Consider the following 1,771-nt stretch of genomic DNA (forward strand, 5'->3'; position numbering starts at 1 on the left):
AAGCAGAAACAGTGCTGAAGATGCGTTAGCTGCAATCGCCCTTGTTGAACAGATAATAGATGATTTACTTTACTCGAAAAACTTGGATGCAGAGCGCGAACTTCTGATCCGTAAAAAGTTAAGGCCAATGTTAATTGAAAAAACATTTGAGCATAACTTTAACGAAGTCATGGTTAAAACCATTGCGGAGGGAGCGCTCTATATGGCCTTTTAAAGGATAAATTATGATTAAAACAAAATTTGCTACAGCAATGCTCGCGCTTGGATTGCTGTCAGCCCCTTCTCTCGCTCTTGAACCACTACCAGACAGAGCTCGTGTTCAGCACATGAATACCGACTTGTTACTACCAGATGGCAGCACACTCAATGTAGACGTGTCGTTTGATTGTGGTAGCGACTATCAAAACACTGCTGTTATGGTAATGAGCGACTCCGGCGCTAAGCTAATCGCCGCTGCATACACCCACCTATACGGCGAAGCCGCTGGCCAAGCAGTAATGGATACATGGCAAACTAAACAAAACGCTTCCGACCCACGCAAACCAACTTACCTATTTATCCTCGCTCCAAGAGATCAAGATATTAACTGGAAGTCAAAAAATATAAATAAACTTAACAATTTTTTATCGCGTGTTAGTATTAGTGAAACAAAAGTCGCGGACCAAAAGTTAGAATCAGAATCCAAAATACCAGTTGTATTAGCTGGTTGTGGCGTCAGAGACCATAACCCGAGCGCCGTTGAATAAACTTATTTAAAGGGGAATGATTCCCCTATTTGCAAGAAGGAATTCTTCGCTATGTTGAAGTCAAGGATAATAGCCGCTGCTTTGATATTACAGAGCGGAATGTGTCAGGCGCTTAACTTTGAGCACCTTAACGGTGTAGCTCAAGATCAGAATGATTATATGTATTTCTCTTCGCACGAAGGTGTTTTGAAGTACGATGGCGAGCACATTGTAAAGCTAAATGAAGTGAGCGAACTGCCAGCTGGTTCGGCGCGTGACTTAGAGATTAGCGATTCAAATATTGCTTATATTTTATATTCATCGGGGCAAATTTGGTCTCTGAATTTGAATACATATGAAGCAAACCTTTTTGCAGAGACGGATGCTCACAACATTGAAGTTACTCACGACGCCTTATTCACGCAAGAAGATTACCAAGTACTTGAATACGACCTAGCCACAGGCCAGTATGGAGCGAGAATATCGGGTAAAGAAAAACTGATAGACTTAGAATCCAGATACAACAATGTATATGGGTTAACTGAAAAAGGCTTGTATCAAATCCACAACGGGCGCTCTTATAAAGTAATCGACCAAGAAATTAAAAACGGCGACCTAGCAGTTACACCACATGGTGCTATCTTCTTTGCAGATGATCACCTCAAATACTACTCCCAATTGCAAGATCGCAGCATCACTAACCACAATGTTAAACGTGCTGAAAATTTAACTTACGTTGCCCCTTATGTTGTTTATTTCACTGATGGTGACGAAGTTAACGAAGTGTCTTTGTCTACTCTAGAAGTTGCTAGAACCAACGTTAGCTCGACTCGTAAGACATACTTATCCTTGTTCGCTGACAACAAACAGCAGCTATGGGGCTTAAATATTAATGAGTTTGGAATTGTTGAAGGCAATACACGTGTTACGAATTTAGGCTTGGGATCCAAGTACAATATTATTGAACGAGTTGGCAAAGAATGGTGGATAGGCACCACAAAAGGTGTATTCGTAAATGGTGAACCTGTTGCATGGCTCAATTCAAA

2 protein-coding genes and 1 pseudogene are annotated in these 1,771 nt (G+C 41.2%); all 3 read left to right on the top strand.

The annotated features are described in order from the left end of the window. On the top strand, positions 1-214 hold a 214-nt coding region (locus tag J8M00_RS27905), incomplete at its 5' end, for a hypothetical protein (protein WP_211013636.1). Between the two features lie 10 nt (positions 215-224). Beyond that, entirely contained in the window at positions 225-746 is a 522-nt protein-coding gene (locus tag J8M00_RS27910) for a hypothetical protein (RefSeq protein WP_211013637.1), read from the top strand. A 51-nt stretch (positions 747-797) separates the two neighbouring features. After that, a pseudogene (locus J8M00_RS27915) lies at positions 798-1,771 on the top strand (hypothetical protein); the annotation flags it as partial.

It is taken from the genome of Pseudoalteromonas luteoviolacea (genome assembly GCF_018100925.1).
GTDB classification, from domain to species: Bacteria; Pseudomonadota; Gammaproteobacteria; order Enterobacterales; family Alteromonadaceae; genus Pseudoalteromonas; species Pseudoalteromonas obscura.

Coding starts and splice junctions, on each gene's coding strand:
- J8M00_RS27910 (WP_211013637.1), top strand. CDS start 225: ATGATTAAAACAAAATTTGCTACAGCAATGCTCGCGCTTGGATTGCTG.